Source organism: Sporosarcina sp. BI001-red (assembly GCF_003384035.1).
Lineage (GTDB): Bacteria > Bacillota > Bacilli > Bacillales_A > Planococcaceae > Sporosarcina.
Window position 1 is genome coordinate 199,091 of record NZ_QQAK01000009.1, and the last position, 22,626, is coordinate 221,716.

Consider the following 22,626-nt stretch of genomic DNA (forward strand, 5'->3'; position numbering starts at 1 on the left):
AAAAACCTTTAGAATATTCTTATCAGTTCCGAAATAATAAGGAGGAAAATATAATGACACTGTTAGACAAAACAAGAAAGATTAATGCAATGCTTCAAGAAACTGCAGGTAAGCAAGTGAACTTCAAACAAATGGCGGAGCAGCTTAGTGAAGTTATCGATTGTAACGCATTTATCGTAAGCCGAAAAGGGAAGTTACTTGGGCTTGAAATCCATCACCAGATTGAAAATGAACGTATGAAGCAAATGTTCGTGGATCGTAAATTCCCTGAAGCTTACACTAAACAGCTTTTTGAAATTCGCGAAACCTCACAAAACATTGGAATTGATAGTGAATATACAGTATTCCCTGTTGAAAACCAAGAACTATTTAAAAATGGATTAACAACAATCGTTCCAATCATCGGTGGTGGCGAGCGTCTTGGAACACTTATCCTTGCTCGTCTAAGTGATGATTTTAAAGAAGACGATCTCATTCTTGCGGAGTACGGAGCGACAGTAGTTGGTATGGAAATCCTTCGTGAAAAATCTGAAGAGATCGAAACTGAAGCTCGCAGCAAAGCGGTCGTTCAAATGGCTATCAACTCACTCTCTTACAGTGAACATGAAGCAATCGAGCATATCTTTAATGAGTTAGATGGAAATGAAGGACTTCTTGTTGCTTCTAAAATTGCTGACCGCGTTGGAATCACACGTTCAGTTATCGTCAACGCACTTCGTAAACTTGAAAGTGCTGGTGTTATTGAATCACGTTCACTAGGAATGAAAGGTACGTATATCAAAGTATTGAACAGCAAATTCCTAGAGGAACTTGAGAAACAAAAATCATAATATGTCAAGTGAAAAACTAAAGTAAAACGAGTTAAAAGCGATTATCGCTTTTAACTCGTTTTTTTTATATAAGTAATAGTTGAACCATTATTATTTTAAAAAAACAAATAAGCATAATATAAATAAATTCAATAAAACAATAAATGATTCGGACTTTTGTAGATTGATCAAACAGGTTAATACTGCCTACTAATACTGGAATTTACTGTGAACAAATGAGAATATATGAGGAATATTTCTTTCTTTTTTATATTATTTGTATAGACAAAATGGTTCAACTTCCGATACAATGAGTATTAATTGTTGATTTTTAAGAGAATATGTCGAATTTAATATAATTCTAATGTTTAAACGAAGGAGGAGATTGATATGGACCTTTATGGAGGAACGATTTCCGCTTTAGAAAAAGGACTCAATTTCTCAGCAGACAAATCGAAAGCGATTTCGCAAAACGTGGCGAATGTTGATACGCCAAACTATAAAGTGAAAACACTAGATTTCAAGAGTTACTTAAATGAAGCCAAAACGACTCAATTAGAAGCGTATCGTACAGATCAGCGTCATATACAGTTTGCTCCTACAACTTCCGGTTCTGGTACTCACACCTATTCAAACTTTAAATACAATCAAAATGGAAATGGTGTAGATATGGATAAAGAGCAGGCAGACTTAGCGGCAAATCAAATTTACTATAATGCACTTGCGGACCGAATCAGCAGTAAGTTCAACTCTCTTAATAATGTCATCAAAGGAGGACGTTAATCGTGTCAATCTTCCATAGCTTGAATTCTTCAGCTTCAGCTTTAACTGCACAACGTCTTCGGATGGATGTTATTTCTTCTAATATGGCAAATGTAGATACAACACGTGGCAAGCTGGTAGATGGCGAGTGGCAACCATACCAAAGAAAATCGGTTTCGTTTCAACCGAAACAAGGACAGTTTTCAAACTTCCTGAATGTTGCCATGGGTACACGGGATAGAGGAGCCATTGGAAACGGAGTTATGGTTTCAAAAATCCAAGAAGATACTGAAACACCCTTCAAACAAGTCTTTGATCCTACACACCCAGATGCAAATGCAGATGGATATGTAGAAATGCCTAATGTCGATCCATTACGAGAAACAATTGATATGATGTCTGCGACACGTTCATATGAAGCAAACATCACTGTGCTCAATTCCAACAAAGCTATGCTCATGAAAGCTCTTGAAATCGGAAAATAAGAGGAAGAAAGGATGACTACTAATGGCGATATCTTCAATTTTAGCTATGGCACCAGGTATATCACCTGATGTAACGAAAACTTCACCTACAACATTTGAATCTCAACAAAAGTTTGGTAGCTTTTTAAAAGATGCGATCCAAGACGTGAATGCTTCTCAAGTTCAGTCGGACGTTATGACTGAAAAGTTGGTTCGTGGTGAGAATGTAGATTTACATAATGTAATGATTTCTGCGCAAAAAGCTTCAATTGCATTGAATGCGACAATGGAAATACGTAATAAAGTAATAGAAGCCTATCAAGAAGTTATGCGTATGCCAGTGTAAGAAAAATATAGCGTTATTCATCAGAAATAGTACGGATGACGTTTGCCGACCGGAGGATCAGAATGAAAGAGAGATTGACAAAGATCAAAAACGACTTACAAGAGTTTTGGTCAAACCGGACAAAAAAGCAGAAAATCTTGTACGTTAGCATCGCTGCCTCAATTATACTTGTTGCAGCTCTTCTGACTTTCTTCCTATCTCGTACAACATATGTCCCCTTATACAAAGATCTATCTAGGTCAGATATTGGTAGAATAAAAGAAGAACTAGATGCGCAAGCTGTCCCAAACCAAATTGCACCAGGTGGTACTTCTATATTAGTACCTGAAGAACGAGTTGATGATTTGCTTGTATCTATAGAATCACAAGGACTTGCAAACTCAGGTAGAATTGATTACTCGTTTTTCTCTGAAAATGCTGGATTCGGTACAACAGATAATGAATTTAACATGATCAAGCTTGCGACAATGCAAAACGAACTTGCTAAATTGATCACTGGAATTGAAGGTGTACAAGACGCAAAAGTCATGATTACCCTTCCGACTCAAGGAGTATTCGTCAAGGAAGATGTACAAGCAGCGAGTGCATCCATCGTTCTGAAGACAGAACCCGGTCAGCAGTTCAGTGACCAACAGATAAAAGGGTTATATAATTTGATCTCAAAAAGTATTCCAAACTTAGCACCGGAAGACATCGTAGTAATGAATCAGTATTTTGAGTACTATGACTTGAACCACGAAAATAATCAGTTTGGCACCAATGTTGCTGACCAAATGATGATTAAGAAATCGATTGAACGCGATCTGCAACGTCAAGTCCAAATGATGTTGGGCTCCATGATGGGGCAGGACAAAGTGGTTGTTTCTGTTACAACAGATATCGACTTCAAACAGGAAAATCGAGAAGAAAACCTTGTCACACCAGTAGATGAAGAGAGTATGGAAGGAATCGCACTAAGTGTACAACGTATTACAGAAACATTTACTGGGGACGGTGCAGTCCCAGGAGGTATTCCTGAGGGAGAAGATCCAACGGATAACCGTACAACAATTGTTGAAGGCACAACAGGAAACGGAGATTATGAACGGGTTGAGGAGACGATTAATAACGAAGTGAATCGAATTCGTAAAAACATTGTCGAAAGTCCTTATAAAATTCGGGACATTGGTCTCCAAGTAATGGTTGAGCCTCCGACTGCAGATGATCCTGGATCATTAGCACCAGGCGTTGAAGATGACATCAAACAAATTCTTGAAACAATCGTACGAACATCGATTGATAAAGTTTCTGTTGGTGAATTGACCGAAGAGCAACTTGCGCAGAAGATTGCAGTTTCCATTCAGCCAATACGTGGTAAACAAACTGATTTCGATGCAGAACGAACAGTGATTCCTTGGTGGGTCTATGTGGTTGGTGGAGTCCTTCTGTTAGTGATTATTGCCGTCGTGATTTTCTTTGTTAGAAAACGACGTAAAGATGCAGCACTTGCATTAGAAGAAGCGCGTGTACTGGAAGAGCAAATGGAAGCCCTTGAAGTTAGCGACATTAATGGTGAAGTAGAAACTGAAGGTACGGTGCGTAGAAAACAATTGGAAAAAATGGCGAAAGAAAAACCGGAAGAATTCGCTAAATTGCTACGTACTTGGATAGCAGAGGACTAAGGAGAGGTCAGACATGGTGAAAAAAGATAAAGATATGTCCGGGAAGCAGAAGGCAGCCCTCCTTTTGATTTCTCTCGGTCCTGAGGTGTCCGCTGCGATTTATAAGCATTTGACGGAAGAGGAAATCGAGCGCTTAACACTCGAAATATCCGGCGTCCGTAAAGTGGAATCATCCGTCAAAGAAGAAATCATAGAAGAATTTCATAATATAGCACTTGCACAGGATTATATTTCTCAAGGCGGAATCGGATACGCGAAAACGGTTCTGGAGAAAGCATTGGGTAAAGAACACGCACAAGCGGTCATTAACCGCTTGACTTCTTCCCTTCAAGTGCGACCGTTTGATTTTGCTAGAAGGACTGAACCGAGCCAGATTTTAAATTTTATTCAAAATGAGCATCCACAAACGATTGCACTTATTTTGTCTTACTTGGAAGCAGAACAAGCAGGGATGATCCTTTCTTCATTGCCCCAAGAAGTCCAGGCGGATATTGCTAAGCGTATTGCAACGATGGAATCGACTTCACCTGAAGTCATCAGTGAAATTGAAGCAGTTCTGGAGCGAAAGCTTTCCTCTACTGTTACTCAAGATTATTCGGATACAGGTGGCGTAGATGCAGTAGTAGAAGTTCTTAATGGAGTGGATCGGGCTACAGAGAAAACAATTCTCGATGCACTCGAAATACAAGATCCAGAACTTGCAGAAGAAATCAAGAAACGGATGTTTGTCTTCGAAGATATTATTACGCTCGATAACCGTTCGATTCAGCGCGTTATCCGAGATTGTGAAAATGAAGATCTCATTCTATCTATGAAAGTATCTAGTGAAGAAGTTAAAGATATTCTCTTCAAAAATATGTCACAGCGTATGGCTGAATCGTTCAAAGAAGAGATGGATGTTATGGGACCAGTCAGACTGCGTGATGTTGAAGAAGCACAATCGAGGATCGTTGCAACAATCCGTCGCCTGGAAGACGCAGGAGAAATTATCATTGCACGTGGTGGAGGAGATGATGTGATTGTCTAATATCTACAGACCTGAAACGGACCAAGTGACAGGTGTGAAGAAGATTGGAATTCGCAATCTCCGAACAGTGTCTGAGCCGACAGCTGAAGCTTCGACGTCTACCCAATTGAATTTAGCTGACGTCATAATGGAACGAGATCGTCTCATGAACGAAGCTCGCACACAATTGGGAATTGAAAAGGCTGCAGTTGACCATATGCGGGAAACCGCAAACGAAGATATCGATGCAATGCGGAATGCTTGGGAAACTGAAAATGCAGAACTTCAGCAACGAGCTTATGAAGAAGCATTCCAAGTCGGTTATGAAGAAGGTACAAAAAAAAGTATTTCAGACATGCAAGAGACGATCAAACACGCCAATGACACGATTGAACTGGCACAAAGAAATGGACAATCCTACTTGGACAATCAAGAAAGGTTAATCTTGGAGATAGCGATGAAATCCTCTGAACGAATTCTCGGCCATGCATTGGAAGAAAATTCGGAGTTGTATTTATCTATTGTCAAACGTGGGCTGAAAGAAGTGCGTGAGATGAGACAAGTGAAAGTCTATGTATCGCCTGAGTACTATAAACTAGTTTCAGATAGTCGAGAAGAGCTAGGTTCCATCTTCCCGCCTGACGTACCCATGTTGCTATTTGTAAATGATGAATTCGAAGCCACGGAATGCTACATCGAAACGAACCACGGAAGAATCGTTGTCAGTATAGACGAACAGTTAAATGAGATGAAAGAGCGCCTTGTGGAATTACTGGAAAGCGAGGGCTGATCATGAAAAAAGCTGAAGAACTTTCGAATAAGATAGCCAGCGTTAAAACATTTAAGAAGTATGGGCGTGTTGCAAGAGTTGTCGGCTTAATGATTGAATCCAAAGGTCCTGAAAGTTCGATCGGTGATCTATGCATCATCCACTTAAATCCGACAAGTACATCAGAGTCGAAAATCTTGGCGGAAGTAGTTGGCTTCCGCGAAGAAATTGTCATGTTGATGCCTTTTACAAATGTAACGGAGATTTCAAGTGGCTGTTTAGTTGAAGGAACAGGAAAACCTCTTGAAGTGAAAGTAGGTATGAACTTAATTGGCAAAGTGCTAGACTCCATGGGCAATCCAATTGACCAGTCAATACTGCCGAAAGGACTTGCTACGGTTCGAACGGAGCAAAGTCCACCTAACGTTTTAACTCGTCCAACCATAAATGATAAATTAGCGGTGGGGGTCAAAGCGATTGACGGAATGCTGACGGTAGGAAGTGGTCAACGAGTAGGTATTTTTGCTGGTTCTGGAGTGGGTAAAAGTACTCTCCTTGGCATGATCGCTCGAAATACAACAGCTGATATAAATGTCATAGCGCTCATAGGTGAGCGTGGTAGGGAAGTTCGGGAATTTATCGATAGAGATTTAGGTCCTGAAGGGTTAAGTCGGACGATTGTCGTAGCTGCAACTTCTGATCAGCCTGCACTTATGCGGATAAAAGGCGCATTTACGGCGACAGCTATTGCCGAATACTTCAGAAATAAAGGCATGAATGTCATGCTCATGATGGATTCCGTAACACGGGTCGCGATGGCACAACGAGAAATTGGGCTTGCTGTAGGGGAACCCCCTGCAACCCGAGGATACACACCTTCAGTATTTGCAATTTTACCGAAGTTGCTTGAGAGAAGCGGCACAAACGAATTCGGAGCGATAACTGCGTTCTATACAGTATTGGTTGATGGTGATGATATGAACGAGCCCATTGCGGATGCGGTTCGAGGTATCTTGGATGGACATATTGTGTTAGATAGAACACTTGCAAACAAAGGACAATATCCGGCCATTAATGTATTGAAAAGTGTCAGTCGACTCATGAATCACATTGCGGAACCTGAACATGTGAAAGCAGCGGAGAAACTACGTGAATTGTACTATACGTATGATAAGTCTGAAGATCTTATTAATATTGGTGCCTACAAACGTGGGACTTCTAAAGAAATCGACCAAGCCATTGAATACGAACCGCTCATTACAAAATTCCTGAAACAAGGATACAAAGATAATATATCGATGGAAGAAAGTATTGAAGAACTGATTGCGCTCGCTACTGGGGGCAGTCAAACATGAAACCATACCACTATCGATTTGACAAAGTCCTTACGTTTCGCGAGCAGGAAAAGAATGAGACGGAATCTGCTTATAAGGAATCCATCGAGGCCTTTGAAATGATTGCTACTCAACTATATGACCTTTTGAAAAAGAAAGAGGATATTTTAGTGGAGCAACAGGAGAAAATGACAAATGGATTTGCGGTGAATGAAATTCATCACTATGCGAGATTCATAGAAAGCTTAGAAGCAAGAATCCATTCCTTACAACAAAAAGTTATCCAAGCACGTAGCAAAATGAATTGGTACGAAGAACGTTTGCTTGATAAAACAATTGAAGTGAAGAAATACGAAAAGATGCGGGAAAAAGATCGGGATGCTTATCAAGAAGAGATGGAGCATAAAGAAGCGGAACGATTGGATGAACTTTCTACACTTAAATTCCGCAAAAATGAAAATGGGTGGTAAGCCGGTGAAACGTAAAAAGAATAAGACGCCAGACTCCTATAAAGAAGAGCGCAAGGCAGGCGGTTTCTTCCAAATGTTACTCGCATGGTTTGTAATTCCGCTTATTTTTGCGATAGCTGTTCTGCTTATTATTGCAAAAGTTGCCGATGTAAATGTGGTGGATAAAGCGAAAGAATGGACAGCTTCAGTTCCTGCGTTTGAACAGAAAAAACAAGACTCTTCGACAAAAAAAGATAAAAAAGTATTGGAAGAGCGCGTTGTTGTGATGAAAGAAGAATTGAAACAAAAAGAACAACAACTCATGGATATCCAAGAAGACTTGAAAAAGTCCAATTCAAAAAATGAGGAGCTAACAATAGCACAAGAAAAGCTGCAAGCTGAAATTTTAGTACTGAAACGAACTAACGATGATTCAAAAAAAGAATTCGGACAGCTCGTCTCGACTTTTGAACAGATGTCTGCGAAATCTGCAGCTCCTGTAATTACAAAGATGGACGATGCCCAAGCACTCCAGCTCCTATCGCAAATGAAAGCAAATACGTTGGCAGCCGTTCTCGAGAAAATGTCTCCAGAAGATGCTGCTAAATATACTGCTCTTTTAGCAAAATGATGATATAATCATAAAGTAATAGATTTCAACTTAGGAGGTGAAAAAATGAACATTGATTCAGTCTCAGTAGCAATGACCTCACCAACTGCTTTATCTGGAGCTGCAGTTCAAACTTCACAGAACAAAGGAGGGATGTTTGGTTCAGTGCTTGCGGGGATGACGAAAAGTGTAGAAACAGCGAAAACGTCTGCTTTGGGCAATCAGTTAGGCTCAGTAACAGAAACTATGGATGATATTTTAACTGCATCAACTGTCAGTGATCTTGCTACAGCGTTGGCAGAACTGACTAAGATTCCTCAAGAAGATATTTTAAATAGTCTTGATAAGTTAGGACAAGCGAGTTCGATTAAAGAATGGGCGAATGCTTTAGAAATTGATCCGGCAGAGCTTATGGAAACAATCAGCACATTGTTAGAGGATGCTGGTGTTTCAAAAGAAGAACTGGCGGAAGTTATGTATTCCAACGATCTCTGGACGCTTTTAAGCGCTGTAAATGAGCATGCGCCCAAACTATCTAGTGCGCTTGAAGGAATGCTGAATAGTAAAGATCAACCTTCTCAACAGCAAGCGACAAACATTTTAGCTTTGCTGAAAACTGTTGAAACGGTGCTCCCGACAAAAGACTTACTCGGTTGGCAACAAACTAGTTTGACACAACTAAGTGAACATCTAGAAGGACTTCAACAATTTGTTGAATCTAAGAGTACAACCACTGAAATTAAGTTTGCAGCGTTATTGACAACTCAGGTACCACCATCTGTACAAGTTCCCCAAACTGCACAAAATGAAACAAAAATCGGGAATCAGTCATCAGATAGTCAATCTATTTTGGATGAAATCATCTCATATGTGACAAAAGGTAGTACAGAACAAGGTTCACAAGAAGGAAAAAGTGAGCAAAATCAATCACAACATCTTCAAAACACAGGTGTTCAGCCGATAGTATCTAGGAATGTTTTTTCATTAGAGACTCCAGAAACACGACCGACGAGTCAATCTGAAGCAATGCTGGAAAAGTTACAAGGACTTTTCAAACAAACAAATTTTGGTCAACAGGGTGGCACAAATCGTTTGTTAGTTAAGTTGAACCCAGAACAACTGGGTCAAATCCGTATTGAGCTTATTCAGATTAACGGGGTTATGACTGCAAGAATACTTGCTTCAACTGCACTTGGAAAAGAGATGCTTGATAGCCAACTGCATCAGTTGAGACAGTCATTTAACCAGCAAAACATTCAAGTGGAGCGGATTGACGTAACACAAGCTGTTCAAGATCCTGCGCGTAACGATCGCAGTCAGAACTTTAATCATCAGCAGTTTAAAGGGAATGACGACCAGCAAGAATCTCAAGAGAACGATCATGATGAACAGCAATCATTCCAAGAATTTTTGCTGGACGTGGAGGTGTAACGAATGATAGATGGACAAAAACCTATAACGGATTCCATGTATCTTGTGAATAACCAAAGGGATGAGCGGAAAACCGGACAAGGAACATTGGGCAAAGACGACTTCATGAAGTTGCTGATTGCACAGTTGCAAAACCAGGATCCTACGAACCCGATGAAAGATAATGAGTTCATTGCACAAATGGCGCAGTTCTCTGCTCTTGAACAGACTATGAATCTCACAAAAGCTTTTGAGAAGTTCGCAGAATCACAAAACCAGAGTCAATTGATCGAATACAATTCATTTGTAGGTAAAGAAATTAAGTGGCACCAAGTGGCTGAAAAACCTGACGAGGATGGCAAACCTATAGTAACAGAAGGAACTGGGAAAATATCATCCGTTAAATATGTCAATGGATCTGTAGTTTTTACAATGGAAGACGGTCAAGAACTATCACCAGGCAATATTTCTGAAGTACTATCAGGTGGAGTAAACTCTAATAGTCTAGTAGAAGCCAGTATGCTAATTGGAAAAACAGTCGGTTATCTAGATGGTGAAACTGAAAAGACAGGAACTGTTACATCGGTTTCCAATAAAGACGGAAAACTTTTGTACATTCTTGATAATGGAGAAAAAATCGAAGGTAACAAATTTACTTCAATAAGCAACTAACTAGTTAGAACGGAGCGATTGTATGGAACAGCTCAACATTCAGCGTCTCCAATCGCAGCCGCAACTACGACCCGGACAATTGAAACAGTCCGTCCCGAAACAGTCATTCGTCGAACAACTGAACAACGCACTAGCACCACAACCGCTGAAAGTCAGTAAGCATGCGACAGAACGTCTGACGGAACGGAATATCATGATTTCTGAAGCCGAATGGGCTCATGTCACGGACAAAGTAAACGAGGCAAAAGCGAAAGGAATTCGCGACTCACTCGTACTGATGGATCAAGCTGCACTCATCGTCAGCGCTAAAAACTCCACAGTCATTACAGCAATGGATCGTACAGAAGCTAAAGATCAGCTTTTCACGAACATTGATGGGACGATCATTTTAAGCTAAATCATTAGCAAACGGCAGGACCTTGAAGCAAGGATGCCATCGTACTGCCGACCGACAGAGGCAGATACACTTTACAATCCGAAAGGGGAAAACACATTATGTTACGCTCAATGTATGCAGGAATTTCAGGACTTAAAAACTTTCAAACGAAATTGGATGTAATTGGTAACAACATTGCAAACGTTAATACTTATGGCTTTAAAAAAGGACGTACTGTTTTTAAAGATTTGTACTCACAGACAGTTGCTGGTGCTAGTGGCCCGGGAGGGAATCGTGGTGGTGTTAACCCAAAACAAGTAGGTTTAGGTTCACAACTTGCGGCAATTGATACTCTTCATACTGCTGGTTCTACACAATTTACTGGGAATACACTTGACTTAGCTATAGAAGGTGATGGCTTTTTTGTAGTACAAAATGGAGCAAAAGGTGAAAATCAATTTACTAGAGCTGGGAACTTTTATTTGGACCAAAACGGATCTTTAGTAGATGGTGATGGAAGATTTGTAATGGTAGCGGATAAAAAAGCTGACGGAGTTACTACTGATACAGCAAAAGGTGACTTGAAACAGGTCGATATCCCGTTGACCGCTACAAGTTTATCTATTGGTCAGAATGGGGTTATTAGCTATGTAGAAGGCGGAGTTTTGAAAGAAGCAGGGGTAATTCAAATAGCTAAATTTAATAATCCAGGGGGACTTGAAAAAACAGGTGGAAATCTTTATGTAGACTCACCTAACTCCGGGACAGCAGTATTTAATGAGCCTCAAGTAAAAGGAAATGGTTCAATAAAATCAGGCTCTCTAGAAATGTCCAACGTAGACCTTTCCGAAGAATTCACAGAAATGATCGTCGCACAACGTGGTTTCCAAGCCAACACCCGTATCATCACAACATCCGATGAAATCCTTCAAGAACTCGTTAACTTGAAGCGTTAATATTATATTCAAGTAGTTTACAATTAAGCTAGTTGTTTGAAGTGAAAGACGGCGACTCCGGAGGGATCAGCGAAGATTGAAGACCCCACAGGCGCGAAGCAACGAGGAGGCTGAAATCGAGCCCCTCTGAGTCGCCGTCTGAAGCGGAAAACAACGACTGTAGCTTACCTTATCGCAACACATAATCTGCTCGTCAAAGGAGGGTCGGGCCGGCTCTTGTGCCTGGCCCTTTACATATGATTCAATTGACACGCCTAAACGGGGCTGCATTCCACTTGAATGCACTCTACATAGAAAAAGTAGAATCGTTTCCCGATACGACGATCACGTTAACGACAGGAACGAAATACGTCGTTCTAGATCCTATCGACACCGTGAACGAACGTATCGTTAACTTCTATCAATCTGTTCAACTGTTGTCGAACCCACATTTGCGAGGTGAAGAAGATGAAGAATAAAGTGTTAACCGTTTCTCTAATCATTTTAGTTTGTATTACCCTCGTTGGTGTCGTGGGACTCATCTTAATGTTGCAACTCAACAAAGATGACAAAGCTGAAAAAGATCCATCAATTGATGAAATTCTTGAATCATCCGTTGATATCCCAGAGATCACTACGAATTTGAGTGGACGTCAATTTATACGAATTTCTCTTAAAATCCAAACCAGCAACAAAAAAGCAGCTGAGGAACTAACGAAACGTGATTTCCAAGTGAATAACATCGTCATACAGGAACTGTCCGAGAAGACAGCGAAAGATTTCGAAGGAAAAACAGGGAAGCAAGCGTTTGAAGACGCCATAAAAGCTCAATTGAACCCACTTATGAAAGAAGGAAAGATTGAGAAAGTCTATATCGTTTCCTATATTATTCAGTAACAGTTCAACCAATTAAGAGTGAGAAGGAGGTGGCCTAATGTCGGGAGATATTTTATCTCAAAACGAGATAGACGCACTACTGTCCGCCATTTCAACAGGGGAAATGACTGCGGACGAAATAAAAAAAGAAGATGAAACCAAGAAAGTAAAAGTATATGACTTCAAACGGGCATTACGATTTTCAAAAGACCAAATTCGTAGTTTGACGAGAATTCATGAAAACTTCGCACGATTGCTCACTACTTACTTTTCAGCTAAATTACGCACGTATATTCAAATTAATGTAGCGTCCGTTGACCAAATTCCGTTCGAGGAATTCATTCGGTCGATCCCGAACATGACGCTCCTCAATATTTTTGAAGTCCCACCACTTGAAGGAAACATCATCATGGAAGTCAATCCGAATGTAGCATATTCCATGCTGGAACGACTGATGGGCGGCTATGGAGAGAGTTCAGGGAAAATTGATAATATGACAGAGATTGAAACGAAGATTCTCACAGGGTTGTTTGAGCGATCCTTTGACAACTTGCGTGAAGCTTGGGCGAATATCGCAGACATCGATCCTTTCCTTGCTGAAATGGAAGTGAATCCGCAATTCCTTCAGATGATCTCTCCGAATGAGACGGTTGTTGTCATTTCATTCAACATCGTCATTGGTGAATCGAGTGGGATGATCAACATTTGTATTCCACACGTTGTTCTGGAGCCAATCGTTCCAAACCTTTCTGTTAGATATTGGATGCAGACGAATAAGAAAGAACCGACACCTGAGCAAAGTATTGTATTGGAAAAAAGAATTAAGAAAGCAGATTTACCAGTTGTCGCAAACCTCGGCGGAGGAGCGATGACTATAGAAGACTTATTGTATTTACAACTCGGAGATGTTATCGAACTGGATACCGCGTATGACGCACCACTCACTATAGAGGTGAGCGGTATTCCAAAATTCACCGCACAACCTGGCCATTTAAGAAATCGCATGGCTGTTCAAATACTAGATACCCTGATTGGAGGGGATGACGAAGATGATGAGTGACAATATCCTTTCACAGGAAGAAATAGAAGCCCTGTTACGTGGAGAATCCATTGATACTGGTGCTGAAGCAGAACAGGAGACAAAAGGCATTTCAACAGACGATTATCTTGATGCAATGGAGCAAGATGCTCTAGGTGAAATCGGTAATATTTCATTTGGAAGTTCAGCGACAGCGTTATCAGGTTTACTAGGTCAAAAAGTCGAAATCACGACACCGACAATTTCAGTTATTGATCGTAATGACTTAGAAACAGAGTTTGTTCATCCGTATGTTGCAGTAGGTGTTGAATATACAGTAGGACTTAGCGGGACAAATTTACTCGTTATTAAGCAAAGTGATGCTGCCATTATCGCAGATCTCATGCTTGGAGGAGATGGACTTTCCCCAAATGCAGATTTAGGTGAGATCCACTTAAGTGCGGTTCAAGAAGCGATGAACCAAATGATGGGTTCCGCTGCGACTTCGATGTCAACAGTATTCAATAAAAAAGTAGATATTTCACCACCGACAATTGAGCTGTTAGACGTCCAAGAAGATAAAGGTACGGGCAGTATTCCAAATGAAAATCTTCTCATCCGTGTGTCGTTTAACTTAAAAGTTGGAACACTCATTGATTCAAATATTATGCAGTTATTCCCGCTTGGACTCGGTAAAGAACTCGTTTCATCATTAGTAGGAGATTCCGCTGCAGAAGCAGCACCAACAGTTGCCGAACCCGCTCCTAAAGTGGAACCTCAACAGGAACAGTATCAAGAGACTCAACAACTGCCACCTGCACAAAATTATCCACAAGGTGAGCAGCAACATTCTGGCTATAGTGAACCGCAACACTTGCCGCCAAGACAGCAACAAAATCAGCATGCAAATGTTCAACAAGCACAATTTGCAAGCTTCGAATCACCATCTTTAAGTCAAGCTGAGGCTTCTAACTTAAACTTGTTGCTTGATATACCACTGAAAGTTACAGTGGAGTTAGGCCGTACAAAGAGATCCGTTAAGGAAATATTGGAAATGTCGAGTGGTTCAATTATTGAACTGGACAAACTTGCAGGTGAACCAGTCGATATTCTCGTGAATAACAGACATATTGCAAAAGGTGAAGTTGTTGTTATTGACGAGAACTTCGGTGTACGGATTACGGATATCTTGAGTCAAACAGAACGGTTAAACAATTTACGATAAACCTTGGAGGTCATGGAAATGTCAAAACGTATTCTAATAGTGGATGATGCAGCATTTATGAGAATGATGGTAAAAGATATTCTATCTAAAAATAATTTTGAAGTAGTTGGGGAAGCTGCTGATGGTGCGCAAGCTGTTGAAAAGTATTTCGAACTAAAACCGGATCTTGTCACAATGGATATCACAATGCCTGAAATGGACGGAATTGCAGCACTAAAGGCAATCAAAGAAAGAGATCCAAATGCGACAATCATCATGTGTTCAGCGATGGGGCAGCAAGCAATGGTAATTGACGCGATTCAAGCAGGTGCAAAAGACTTTATTGTGAAGCCATTCCAGGCAGACCGGGTTGTAGAAGCAATTGAAAAAGCACTTAGCTAAATTTCAAACGTTTGCAGTCATCTCTATGCTGTTGCTCGTTACACTTAGCATAGTCGCTAGTGTAACTCCTTTGACTGTTCAAGCAAAAACAGATTCATCGGTAACGGACTATCTTAATAAAGATAATAAGCAAGATGAAACTCCTGCTAAAGAGAGCAAGACACCTGAAGAATCAGATTTAAATCGGGACCCTTCACCCGTTGGTTTAACTGCTTGGGATTATATAAAGACCCTTTTAGCTCTGGCGTTTGTCATAGCGTTGATCTATGGCATGGTGAAGTTCATCAATACGCGAAACCGTGTGACCCAAAATGGTAAGCTTATGCAAAACATGGGTGGGTTATCACTTGGACAGCAGAAATCGATTCAATTAGTGAAAATAGGGGAGCAGTACTTCCTAATTGGTGTTGGTGAAGATGTTCGGTTACTAAAAGAATTATCTAATCCAGAGGAGATTGCTCAACTAGCTGCCTATTATTCTGAAGAAGATCATATCCTTCAGCAAAGTTTGCTCATGAAACTAGTGAATGGTGTAAAAAAGCGAAAGACCAATCCCTATCAGAAACAAGAAGAACCAGAGGATTTCGGGAACCTATTTAAACATAAGTTGACTGAAATCGAGAACGAGAGGAAACGCCAGCTCAATAAGCTGACGGAGAAGGAGCGCAATCGGAATGAATGACTTTATGCAATTTTTTTCGGATAGTGATCCGGGTGCAGTCTCGACATCCGTAAAGATGCTTCTTCTATTGACCGTTCTATCCTTAGCTCCAGCGATTCTGATCCTGATGACATCGTTCGCCAGGATCATTATTGTTTTATCGTTTGTTCGTTCAGCGTTGGCAACCCAGCAAATGCCGCCAAACCAAGTTCTCGTGGGACTTGCGTTATTTTTAACCTTTTTCATCATGGCGCCGACTTTTCAACAAGTGAACGATGAAGCATTGAAACCGTTGTTTGCAGAAGAAATATCATTGGATGATGCCTATGAAAAAGCAAGTGTTCCTTTTAAAGAATTCATGGGGAAGCATACGCGACAAAAAGATTTGGAATTATTTTTAAGATATAACAACGCAGATCGTCCTGAGACGATGGAAGACATTCCATTAACCATGATGGTACCTGCTTTTGCGTTAAGTGAAATTAAGACAGCATTCCAGATGGGATTCATGATCTTTATTCCATTTCTCGTCATTGACATGATTGTCGCTAGTATTCTTATGTCTATGGGGATGATGATGTTACCACCGGTAATGATTTCATTGCCATTTAAGATCTTGTTATTCGTACTAGTGGACGGTTGGTACTTAATCGTTAAATCACTGCTGCAAAGCTTTTAGGAGGGGTTCAGATTGACAGGAGAAATGATCATTGCTGTCGCCGAGCGATCGGTGTGGGTGATTTTAATGACAGCAGGACCCCTACTAATTGTGGCGTTAGTGACCGGTTTAGCAGTTAGTATTTTTCAAGCAACTACTCAAATTCAAGAACAAACCCTTGCGTTTGTTCCGAAAATTGTTGCTGTACTCGTCGCGATTGTCTTTTTCGGACCGTGGATGTTATCGAAAGTTACAGCGTATGCGGCTGATATCTTTGATAATTTATCCCGGTATATAGGGTAATTCCAATGGAAGCATTCTTGCCGTACGTTGCGACCTATTTATTAGTTTTAACCCGGATTTCTGCATTTTTTGTTACGCTTCCGTTGTTTTCATACCGTGCAATTCCACCCGTGATGAGAATTGTATTTGCGGCTCTACTTGCATGGGTGCTCGTATTTACATTGAACGTACCAGACCTTGAAATCAATGCAGCCTATATCATGCTCGTCTTGAAAGAAGCATTAGTAGGATTATCAATTGGTATTATCGCGTTTATGGTCATGTCAGCGATTCAAGTTGCAGGGGGCCTCATTGACTTTCAAATGGGTTTCGCAATTGCTAACGTCATTGATCCTCAAACTGGGACGCAATCCCCTTTAATGGGCCAGTTTTTCAATTCATTAGCATTGCTATTGTTACTTGCAGTGAATGGGCATCATGTTTTGTTGGATGGAGTATTTTACAGTTATCAATTTATCCCTATAGATCAACTATGGCCATCATTTGGAAGTGAACGTGTCGCTGAACACGTCTTAAAAACGATGGCAGCTGTATTCGGGATTTCCTTTCAAATGGCGATTCCTATAGTAGCTACATTGTTCCTGGTGGATTTAGCTCTTGGTATTACTGCAAGGACAGTACCACAGCTTAATATTTTCGTAATTGGTTTCCCGATTAAGATCGGGGTAGGATTCCTTGTGCTCTTCATCATGGGAGGCGTCATTGTTGCGATGATGCAAAAGATATTTGAAGTGATGGCGGTGAGTATGAGGGACCTGATGGTGTTGTTAGGAGGGGGATAAGTACATGTTGCACTTGGATCTTCAATTTTTTGCGGGTGAGAAAACAGAAAAAGCGACACCGAAAAAACGGGAAGATTCTCGAAAAAAAGGTCAAGTCTTAAAGAGTCAAGACGTGACCAGTGCAATTGTACTGCTATCAGTATTCCTCTTTTTGTTTTTTGCAGCAGGATTCATGAAAGATCGTTTTTATAAGTTTTTCAAGGAAACATTTCATACATACATAACGATGGGGAAGTTAGACATCGATCAGACCATGATGATTTACATGGAAGTCATTAAAGAAATGGCATTCATCATGCTTCCTGTCATGCTGATTGCGATGGTGGCAGCAGTTGCCGGTAACTTAATACAATTCGGATTGCTGTTCACAGGAGAACCACTGAAATTCGACTTAAAGAAAATCGACCCGATTAAAGGTCTTAAACGAATTTTTTCTATAAAAGCTATCGTCGAGTTACTTAAATCATTGTTAAAGATTTCATTTATCGGTGGCGTTACTTCTATAATCCTTTATTTTAATATCGATAAAGTATTGAATTTAGCTTTTAAAACACCCTCAGCGGTCATGAAGACCGTCGGTGAACTTGTTGCTTTGATGGGAATAACAGCTTCTTTTGTCTTATTGTTCATTTCCGTCCTCGACTTTCTATACCAGAAGTTTGACTACGAAAAAAACTTGAAGATGTCGAAACAGGACATTAAAGATGAATATAAAAACTCCGAAGGCGATCCGTTGATTAAATCTAAGATCAAACAACGGCAGCGTGAAATGGCTATGCGAAGAATGATGCAGGAAGTTCCACAAGCTGACGTGGTCATTACAAACCCGACGCACTATGCGATCGCGATTAAGTATACAGATGGTGAAATGGATGCGCCGGAAGTCGTTGCAAAGGGTGTCGATTTCGTAGCACAAAAGATTAAACTCATCGCGAAAGAGAACAATATTGTAACTGTTGAAAATCGGCCGTTAGCTCGTGCTCTTTATGCAGATACAGAGATTGGGGATCGAATTCCTGATCAATTTTTTAAAGCAGTTGCTGAAGTACTGGCGTACGTGTACCGGATTCAGCGCAAAATTTAAATGAACAACAGAAAGTGGGGATGACATGCAGTTTAAAGATATCGGTGTACTCGCATCCGTAATTATGATTGTTGCGATGCTTGTCATTCCTTTGCCTCACTGGTTGCTTAGTTTCCTTATTATCATTAATATCACACTTGCGCTGTTAGTGCTTCTTACAGCTATGAATATGCAAGAAGCATTGCAGTTTTCAATCTTTCCTTCATTACTCCTTTTATTGACACTCTTTCGACTCGGTCTTAACGTCTCCACTACTCGTGCGATTTTGAGTGATGGAAGCGCAGGAGGGGTCGTTGACACGTTCGGTTCGTTCGTAACCGGTGGCAACGTCATTGTCGGACTTGTGGTGTTCGTGATTTTGATTATTATTCAATTCATCGTTATTACGAAAGGATCGGAGCGTGTTTCGGAAGTTGCCGCTCGATTCACATTGGATGCAATGCCAGGTAAGCAAATGAGTATAGATGCAGATTTGAACGCAGGAATGATTTCTGATACACAAGCACGAGAACGCCGTGAAAAAGTAGGTAACGAGGCGGACTTTTATGGTGCAATGGATGGTGCGACAAAGTTCGTTAAAGGAGACGCGATTGCCGGTATTATCATTGTTATGATCAACTTGCTTGTTGGGATGATCATCGGTGTTGTGCAACTCGGTCTACCTTTTGCAGAAGCGGCAACAACGTTTTCTAAACTGACAGTAGGTGACGGCATTGTATCCCAAATTCCAGCTTTGTTAATCTCTACAGCTACAGGAATCGTGGTTACACGTGCTGCTTCAGAAGGAAACTTAGGTACGGATATTACGAGTCAATTACTAGGGCAGCCGAAGTTATTATATGTAGCAGCCGTAACGATTCTCTTGTTAGGACTGGCCACGCCAATCAATGATATTTTGACGATTCCAATTGCACTTGCACTTGCGGTTAGTGCCTTTATGATGTCACGCCCTAAAGATGAAGATCCGGATGAATTACTGGAACTTGAAGAAAGCGAACAAACAGAAGGTTTGAAGAGTCCAGAAAATGTCGTGAACCTATTGAATGTAGATCCCGTAGAGTTTGAATTCGGCTATGGGCTCATCCCTCTTGTCGATGCTTCACAAGGGGGAGACTTGCTCGATCGCGTTGTTATGATAAGAAGACAGCTTGCTTTAGAACTGGGTCTCGTCATTCCAGTTGTGAGGATTCGGGATAACATTCAACTTCAGCCAAATGAGTATCGGATAAAAATCAAAGGTAGTGAAATGGCAAGAGGCGAGTTATTACTCGACCACTACCTAGCCATGAGTCCTGGTGGTGATGATTCAATACCAGGTATAGATACTGTTGAGCCATCATTTGGCCTTCCTGCAAAATGGATTACCGAAGAAGTGAAGGAGGATGCGGAAATCTTAGGATATACCGTAGTTGACCCTCCAAGTGTCGTTTCCACCCACTTGACAGAAATCATTCGTGCAAATGCAGCAGATTTGATTGGTCGTCAAGAGACCAAGCAACTAATCGATCATGTGCATGAGTCGTACCCGATTCTTGTGGATGAACTTACACCAACACCGTTATCTGTTGGAGAAATTCAAAAAGTACTGTCGAAGTTGTTAAGTGAGCATGTATCGATTCGTAATTTGCCAATTATTTTTGAAACACTTGCAGATTCTTCGAAATATACATCTGACGTTGATCTGTTAACGGAGTATGCTAGACAGTCACTTGCACGTCAAATTACTGAACAATATACGCCTCAAGGACAAGCATTGAAAGTCATGACTGTCTCCGGAAAAGTTGAAAAACTAATTGCAGATAGTGTTCAACAAACTGAACAGGGCAACTACTTAACGATTGATCCACAAAACTCGCAGGGAATCTTAGAATCCATTGCAAGTGAAGTGGAACGTGTTGCATTACTCGACCAATCGCCTGTCATACTTTGTTCACCAGCAGTTAGAATGTATCTGAGACAAATCACGGAACGCTATTTCCCGCAAATCCCAATCTTGTCTTATAATGAGTTGGAAGCATCTGTGGAAGTACAGAGTGTAGGGGTGGTGGATGTCGCATGAAGATGAAAAAATATACAGCAGATACAATGGTTCAAGCGATGGAGAAAATTCGTCAAGATTTTGGTGAGGATTCAGTCATAATGAGTTCGACTATTGTCCAATCCAAAGGATTTCTAGGACTCTTTAAAAAGAAGAGCGTGGAAGTCGTTGCTGGATACGACGAACCGATCACAGTAAAAGAGAAATCGATACCAGCAGTTAGTGCACAACCGGATCCAGATCTTAGACAAGACGTTGTGATCCATGAAATGAAAAAAGAAATGAAGGAAATGAAACAACTACTTAAGATGAATCATGCTCCACTTGAATTTAACCAATATCCAGACGAAATGCATCCATTGATGACGAGATTGAGTTCACAAGAGCTGAATAGTGAAACAATCCAAAAGATCGCCAGTGAGATTTTCACTCGTATGAAGGCTGAAAAAGTAGATTTCACAGCAGATGAACAGGTTAAAATCGCACGTGAAATTTTGAAAGAAGAGCTTGCAGATTTGCCATTCGGCGGTGTTCATTTTAAAAAGAAGTATGTGAACGTACTCGGTCCAACAGGAGTTGGAAAAACAACGACAATCGCCAAAATCGCAGCGCGTTCACTCATTGAGAATAAGCGCAAAGTTGGTTTCATAACGACAGATACTTATAGAATTGCCGCAATCGAGCAATTAAGAACCTATGCGAATTTGCTTCAGTCTCCAGTTGAAGTTGCTTATAATGATACCGACTTCAAAGAGGCATTAGTGAACCTGAATACGAAAGATGTTGTGTTCATAGACACAGCTGGTCGTAATTATAAAGAGAAGAAGTTTGTAAATGATTTGAAACAACTTATTGATTTTGAATTAGAAATGGAATCTTATTTAGTCCTTTCCACAACAACGAAAGAATCAGATATGCGGGCGATTGTGGAGCAATTCCTAGAATTTCCGATTTCTCAATTCATCTTTACAAAGTTGGATGAAACTGAAACCATTGGGCCTGTCTTCAACTTGTTGAAAGATTATCATATGGGAATTGCATACATGACAGCTGGTCAAGAAGTTCCAGAAGATCTAGAAGAAGCGACTGTTGAAAAGATATTGACTCTCTTACTTGAGGAGGGCTCACATGCGTGATCAGGCGGAAGCGCTTCGACTGAAAATGATGAAAGCGGAAGGAACGGCAGCTCGTTCTATTGCTGTGATAAGTGGTAAAGGCGGAGTTGGAAAAACGAATTTCACAACGAACTTTGCAAGCAGCCTACAAGCGCAAGGAAAAAGCGTCATCATCGTAGACATGGACATCGGTATGGGAAATGTCCATATCTTGCTTGGGGCAACTGCTCCATATGGCTTGAAAGAATACTTGACGGGCGACCGTACATTGGATGAGGTCATAACAGTAAGTCCTGATGGATTAAGTTTCATTTCTGGAGGATCTGGTTTGGAAACTGTATTGGAATGGACAGAAGGCCGCTTTGAACGGCTCATTGAAGCATTTGAATCGTTACAGCAACAATACGACTTTATATTGTTCGATATGGGGGCGGGAGCTTCTGAGAGTGCAATTGAACTGATCGTGGCGGTAGATGAAATCGTTGTGATTGCGACATCTGAACCGACATCTATTACCGATGCTTATTCAATGATGAAATTTATTTGTCTGAGAGATCCTGAAAAAAAGTTTTTTATTGTAAATAATCGGGTGCATCCAAAAGAGGATGAAAATGAAGCCATAACACGTTTGCAATTTGCAATGAGGAAGTTCTTGAATAAAGAAACAACTTTGTTAGGGGCACTTCCTGAAGATGTTGTTGTACACAAATCAGTTGTTGCACAACAACCATTCGTAAAACTCTACCCGAATGCCCCGATTTCTCGAAGAATGAATGCAATTGCTACTAACTATATTTCATCAGGAACCGATATAGATAGTAAAGAGGGCAGTACGTTTCTTGGACAACTCAAAAAAATATTTGCGAGGGGACGTGGGTAACT

Annotated in this window: 27 protein-coding genes; all 27 read left to right on the forward strand. The window is 40.7% G+C overall.

The annotated features are described in order from the left end of the window. The first annotated feature begins 53 nt into the window (after positions 1-53). Entirely contained in the window at positions 54-830 is a 777-nt protein-coding gene (codY, locus tag DVB69_RS02775) for a GTP-sensing pleiotropic transcriptional regulator CodY (protein WP_116016328.1), read from the forward strand. 369 nt (positions 831-1,199) lie between these two features. Further along, the gene (flgB, locus tag DVB69_RS02780) at positions 1,200-1,592 is read left to right on the forward strand and encodes a flagellar basal body rod protein FlgB (protein WP_116016330.1); all 393 of its coding nucleotides are present in this window, start codon (positions 1,200-1,202) and stop codon (positions 1,590-1,592) included. A 2-nt stretch (positions 1,593-1,594) separates the two neighbouring features. Beyond that, on the forward strand, positions 1,595-2,056 hold the full coding sequence (gene flgC, locus DVB69_RS02785) for a flagellar basal body rod protein FlgC (RefSeq protein WP_116016332.1): 462 nt from the start codon (positions 1,595-1,597) through the stop codon (positions 2,054-2,056). Positions 2,057-2,102: 46 nt separating this feature from the next. Beyond that, entirely contained in the window at positions 2,103-2,381 is a 279-nt protein-coding gene (gene fliE, locus DVB69_RS02790; RefSeq protein WP_233505319.1) for a flagellar hook-basal body complex protein FliE, read from the forward strand. A 62-nt stretch (positions 2,382-2,443) separates the two neighbouring features. Next, positions 2,444-4,042, forward strand: a complete 1,599-nt coding sequence (gene fliF, locus DVB69_RS02795; protein ID WP_116016336.1) for a flagellar basal-body MS-ring/collar protein FliF — start codon at positions 2,444-2,446, stop codon at positions 4,040-4,042. 13 nt (positions 4,043-4,055) lie between these two features. Then, positions 4,056-5,069, forward strand: coding sequence for a flagellar motor switch protein FliG (fliG, locus tag DVB69_RS02800; protein ID WP_116016338.1), 1,014 nt, complete (start codon positions 4,056-4,058; stop codon positions 5,067-5,069). Beyond that, entirely contained in the window at positions 5,062-5,838 is a 777-nt protein-coding gene (gene fliH, locus DVB69_RS02805) for a flagellar assembly protein FliH (RefSeq protein ID WP_116016340.1), read from the forward strand. The genes fliG and fliH overlap by 8 nt, the downstream gene beginning before the upstream one ends. Positions 5,839-5,840: 2 nt before the next feature. After that, positions 5,841-7,172, forward strand: a complete 1,332-nt coding sequence (gene fliI / locus DVB69_RS02810; RefSeq protein WP_116016342.1) for a flagellar protein export ATPase FliI — start codon at positions 5,841-5,843, stop codon at positions 7,170-7,172. Next, complete coding sequence (gene fliJ, locus DVB69_RS02815; RefSeq protein WP_116016344.1) at positions 7,169-7,621, forward strand: flagellar export protein FliJ; 453 nt, start codon at positions 7,169-7,171, stop codon at positions 7,619-7,621. The genes fliI and fliJ overlap by 4 nt, the downstream gene beginning before the upstream one ends. A gap of 4 nt (positions 7,622-7,625) precedes the next feature. Continuing rightward, entirely contained in the window at positions 7,626-8,231 is a 606-nt protein-coding gene (locus DVB69_RS02820; protein ID WP_158541011.1) for a MotE family protein, read from the forward strand. 45 nt (positions 8,232-8,276) lie between these two features. Then, entirely contained in the window at positions 8,277-9,641 is a 1,365-nt protein-coding gene (locus DVB69_RS02825) for a flagellar hook-length control protein FliK (protein ID WP_116016348.1), read from the forward strand. A gap of 3 nt (positions 9,642-9,644) precedes the next feature. After that, on the forward strand, positions 9,645-10,292 hold the full coding sequence (gene flgD / locus DVB69_RS02830) for a flagellar hook assembly protein FlgD (RefSeq protein ID WP_116016350.1): 648 nt from the start codon (positions 9,645-9,647) through the stop codon (positions 10,290-10,292). Positions 10,293-10,314: 22 nt separating this feature from the next. Then, positions 10,315-10,689 (forward strand): TIGR02530 family flagellar biosynthesis protein, encoded by a 375-nt coding sequence (locus DVB69_RS02835; protein ID WP_116016352.1) that lies wholly within the window; start codon positions 10,315-10,317, stop codon positions 10,687-10,689. Positions 10,690-10,787: 98 nt separating this feature from the next. Then, entirely contained in the window at positions 10,788-11,624 is an 837-nt protein-coding gene (gene flgG, locus DVB69_RS02840; RefSeq protein ID WP_116016354.1) for a flagellar basal body rod protein FlgG, read from the forward strand. A 236-nt stretch (positions 11,625-11,860) separates the two neighbouring features. Continuing rightward, entirely contained in the window at positions 11,861-12,082 is a 222-nt protein-coding gene (locus tag DVB69_RS02845; protein WP_116016356.1) for a flagellar FlbD family protein, read from the forward strand. After that, positions 12,072-12,500, forward strand: coding sequence for a flagellar basal body-associated protein FliL (gene fliL / locus DVB69_RS02850; protein ID WP_116016358.1), 429 nt, complete (start codon positions 12,072-12,074; stop codon positions 12,498-12,500). The genes DVB69_RS02845 and fliL overlap by 11 nt, the downstream gene beginning before the upstream one ends. A 37-nt stretch (positions 12,501-12,537) precedes the next feature. After that, positions 12,538-13,539 carry a flagellar motor switch protein FliM gene (gene fliM / locus DVB69_RS02855; protein ID WP_116016360.1) on the forward strand — a complete coding sequence of 334 codons (1,002 nt, stop codon included), beginning with the start codon at positions 12,538-12,540 and terminating at the stop codon, positions 13,537-13,539. Next, a complete protein-coding gene (gene fliY, locus DVB69_RS02860; protein WP_116017159.1) occupies positions 13,532-14,722 on the forward strand; it encodes a flagellar motor switch phosphatase FliY in 1,191 nt (396 codons plus the stop codon). The genes fliM and fliY overlap by 8 nt, the downstream gene beginning before the upstream one ends. 18 nt (positions 14,723-14,740) lie before the next feature. Then, the gene (locus DVB69_RS02865) at positions 14,741-15,103 is read left to right on the forward strand and encodes a response regulator (protein WP_116016362.1); all 363 of its coding nucleotides are present in this window, start codon (positions 14,741-14,743) and stop codon (positions 15,101-15,103) included. Beyond that, positions 15,084-15,785 carry a flagellar biosynthetic protein FliO gene (locus DVB69_RS02870; RefSeq protein WP_116016364.1) on the forward strand — a complete coding sequence of 234 codons (702 nt, stop codon included), beginning with the start codon at positions 15,084-15,086 and terminating at the stop codon, positions 15,783-15,785. The genes DVB69_RS02865 and DVB69_RS02870 overlap by 20 nt, the downstream gene beginning before the upstream one ends. Next, complete coding sequence (fliP, locus tag DVB69_RS02875) at positions 15,778-16,443, forward strand: flagellar type III secretion system pore protein FliP (protein ID WP_116016366.1); 666 nt, start codon at positions 15,778-15,780, stop codon at positions 16,441-16,443. The genes DVB69_RS02870 and fliP overlap by 8 nt, the downstream gene beginning before the upstream one ends. Before the next feature lie 12 nt (positions 16,444-16,455). Beyond that, on the forward strand, positions 16,456-16,725 hold the full coding sequence (gene fliQ, locus DVB69_RS02880; protein WP_116016368.1) for a flagellar biosynthesis protein FliQ: 270 nt from the start codon (positions 16,456-16,458) through the stop codon (positions 16,723-16,725). 5 nt (positions 16,726-16,730) lie between these two features. Then, positions 16,731-17,507: a flagellar biosynthetic protein FliR gene (gene fliR / locus DVB69_RS02885; protein WP_116016370.1), complete on the forward strand. Its 777-nt coding sequence runs from the start codon at positions 16,731-16,733 to the stop codon at positions 17,505-17,507. A 4-nt stretch (positions 17,508-17,511) separates the two neighbouring features. Then, positions 17,512-18,591, forward strand: coding sequence for a flagellar biosynthesis protein FlhB (gene flhB, locus DVB69_RS02890; protein ID WP_116016372.1), 1,080 nt, complete (start codon positions 17,512-17,514; stop codon positions 18,589-18,591). A gap of 25 nt (positions 18,592-18,616) precedes the next feature. Further along, positions 18,617-20,650 carry a flagellar biosynthesis protein FlhA gene (flhA, locus tag DVB69_RS02895; protein ID WP_116016374.1) on the forward strand — a complete coding sequence of 678 codons (2,034 nt, stop codon included), beginning with the start codon at positions 18,617-18,619 and terminating at the stop codon, positions 20,648-20,650. Beyond that, the gene (flhF, locus tag DVB69_RS02900; protein ID WP_116016376.1) at positions 20,647-21,765 is read left to right on the forward strand and encodes a flagellar biosynthesis GTPase FlhF; all 1,119 of its coding nucleotides are present in this window, start codon (positions 20,647-20,649) and stop codon (positions 21,763-21,765) included. Before flhA ends, flhF begins: the two co-directional genes overlap by 4 nt. Then, positions 21,758-22,624: a MinD/ParA family protein gene (locus DVB69_RS02905; RefSeq protein WP_116016378.1), complete on the forward strand. Its 867-nt coding sequence runs from the start codon at positions 21,758-21,760 to the stop codon at positions 22,622-22,624. The genes flhF and DVB69_RS02905 overlap by 8 nt, the downstream gene beginning before the upstream one ends. Positions 22,625-22,626 lie beyond the last annotated feature (2 nt).

Bases quoted from the DNA above. Each gene is read 5' to 3' on its own strand.
- fliM (WP_116016360.1), top strand. From the start codon at position 12,538: ATGTCGGGAGATATTTTATCTCAAAACGAGATAGACGCACTACTGTCC.
- fliP (WP_116016366.1), top strand. From the start codon at position 15,778: ATGAATGACTTTATGCAATTTTTTTCGGATAGTGATCCGGGTGCAGTC.
- DVB69_RS02825 (WP_116016348.1), top strand. From the start codon at position 8,277: ATGAACATTGATTCAGTCTCAGTAGCAATGACCTCACCAACTGCTTTA.
- fliJ (WP_116016344.1), top strand. From the start codon at position 7,169: ATGAAACCATACCACTATCGATTTGACAAAGTCCTTACGTTTCGCGAG.
- flgD (WP_116016350.1), top strand. From the start codon at position 9,645: ATGATAGATGGACAAAAACCTATAACGGATTCCATGTATCTTGTGAAT.
- fliL (WP_116016358.1), top strand. From the start codon at position 12,072: ATGAAGAATAAAGTGTTAACCGTTTCTCTAATCATTTTAGTTTGTATT.
- flgB (WP_116016330.1), top strand. From the start codon at position 1,200: ATGGACCTTTATGGAGGAACGATTTCCGCTTTAGAAAAAGGACTCAAT.
- DVB69_RS02865 (WP_116016362.1), top strand. From the start codon at position 14,741: ATGTCAAAACGTATTCTAATAGTGGATGATGCAGCATTTATGAGAATG.
- fliF (WP_116016336.1), top strand. From the start codon at position 2,444: ATGAAAGAGAGATTGACAAAGATCAAAAACGACTTACAAGAGTTTTGG.
- DVB69_RS02905 (WP_116016378.1), top strand. From the start codon at position 21,758: ATGCGTGATCAGGCGGAAGCGCTTCGACTGAAAATGATGAAAGCGGAA.
- DVB69_RS02845 (WP_116016356.1), top strand. From the start codon at position 11,861: ATGATTCAATTGACACGCCTAAACGGGGCTGCATTCCACTTGAATGCA.
- fliR (WP_116016370.1), top strand. From the start codon at position 16,731: ATGGAAGCATTCTTGCCGTACGTTGCGACCTATTTATTAGTTTTAACC.
- flhA (WP_116016374.1), top strand. From the start codon at position 18,617: ATGCAGTTTAAAGATATCGGTGTACTCGCATCCGTAATTATGATTGTT.
- DVB69_RS02835 (WP_116016352.1), top strand. From the start codon at position 10,315: ATGGAACAGCTCAACATTCAGCGTCTCCAATCGCAGCCGCAACTACGA.
- flgG (WP_116016354.1), top strand. From the start codon at position 10,788: ATGTTACGCTCAATGTATGCAGGAATTTCAGGACTTAAAAACTTTCAA.
- codY (WP_116016328.1), top strand. From the start codon at position 54: ATGACACTGTTAGACAAAACAAGAAAGATTAATGCAATGCTTCAAGAA.
- flhF (WP_116016376.1), top strand. From the start codon at position 20,647: ATGAAGATGAAAAAATATACAGCAGATACAATGGTTCAAGCGATGGAG.
- fliY (WP_116017159.1), top strand. From the start codon at position 13,532: ATGAGTGACAATATCCTTTCACAGGAAGAAATAGAAGCCCTGTTACGT.
- flhB (WP_116016372.1), top strand. From the start codon at position 17,512: ATGTTGCACTTGGATCTTCAATTTTTTGCGGGTGAGAAAACAGAAAAA.
- fliE (WP_233505319.1), top strand. From the start codon at position 2,103: ATGGCACCAGGTATATCACCTGATGTAACGAAAACTTCACCTACAACA.
- fliG (WP_116016338.1), top strand. From the start codon at position 4,056: ATGGTGAAAAAAGATAAAGATATGTCCGGGAAGCAGAAGGCAGCCCTC.
- fliI (WP_116016342.1), top strand. From the start codon at position 5,841: ATGAAAAAAGCTGAAGAACTTTCGAATAAGATAGCCAGCGTTAAAACA.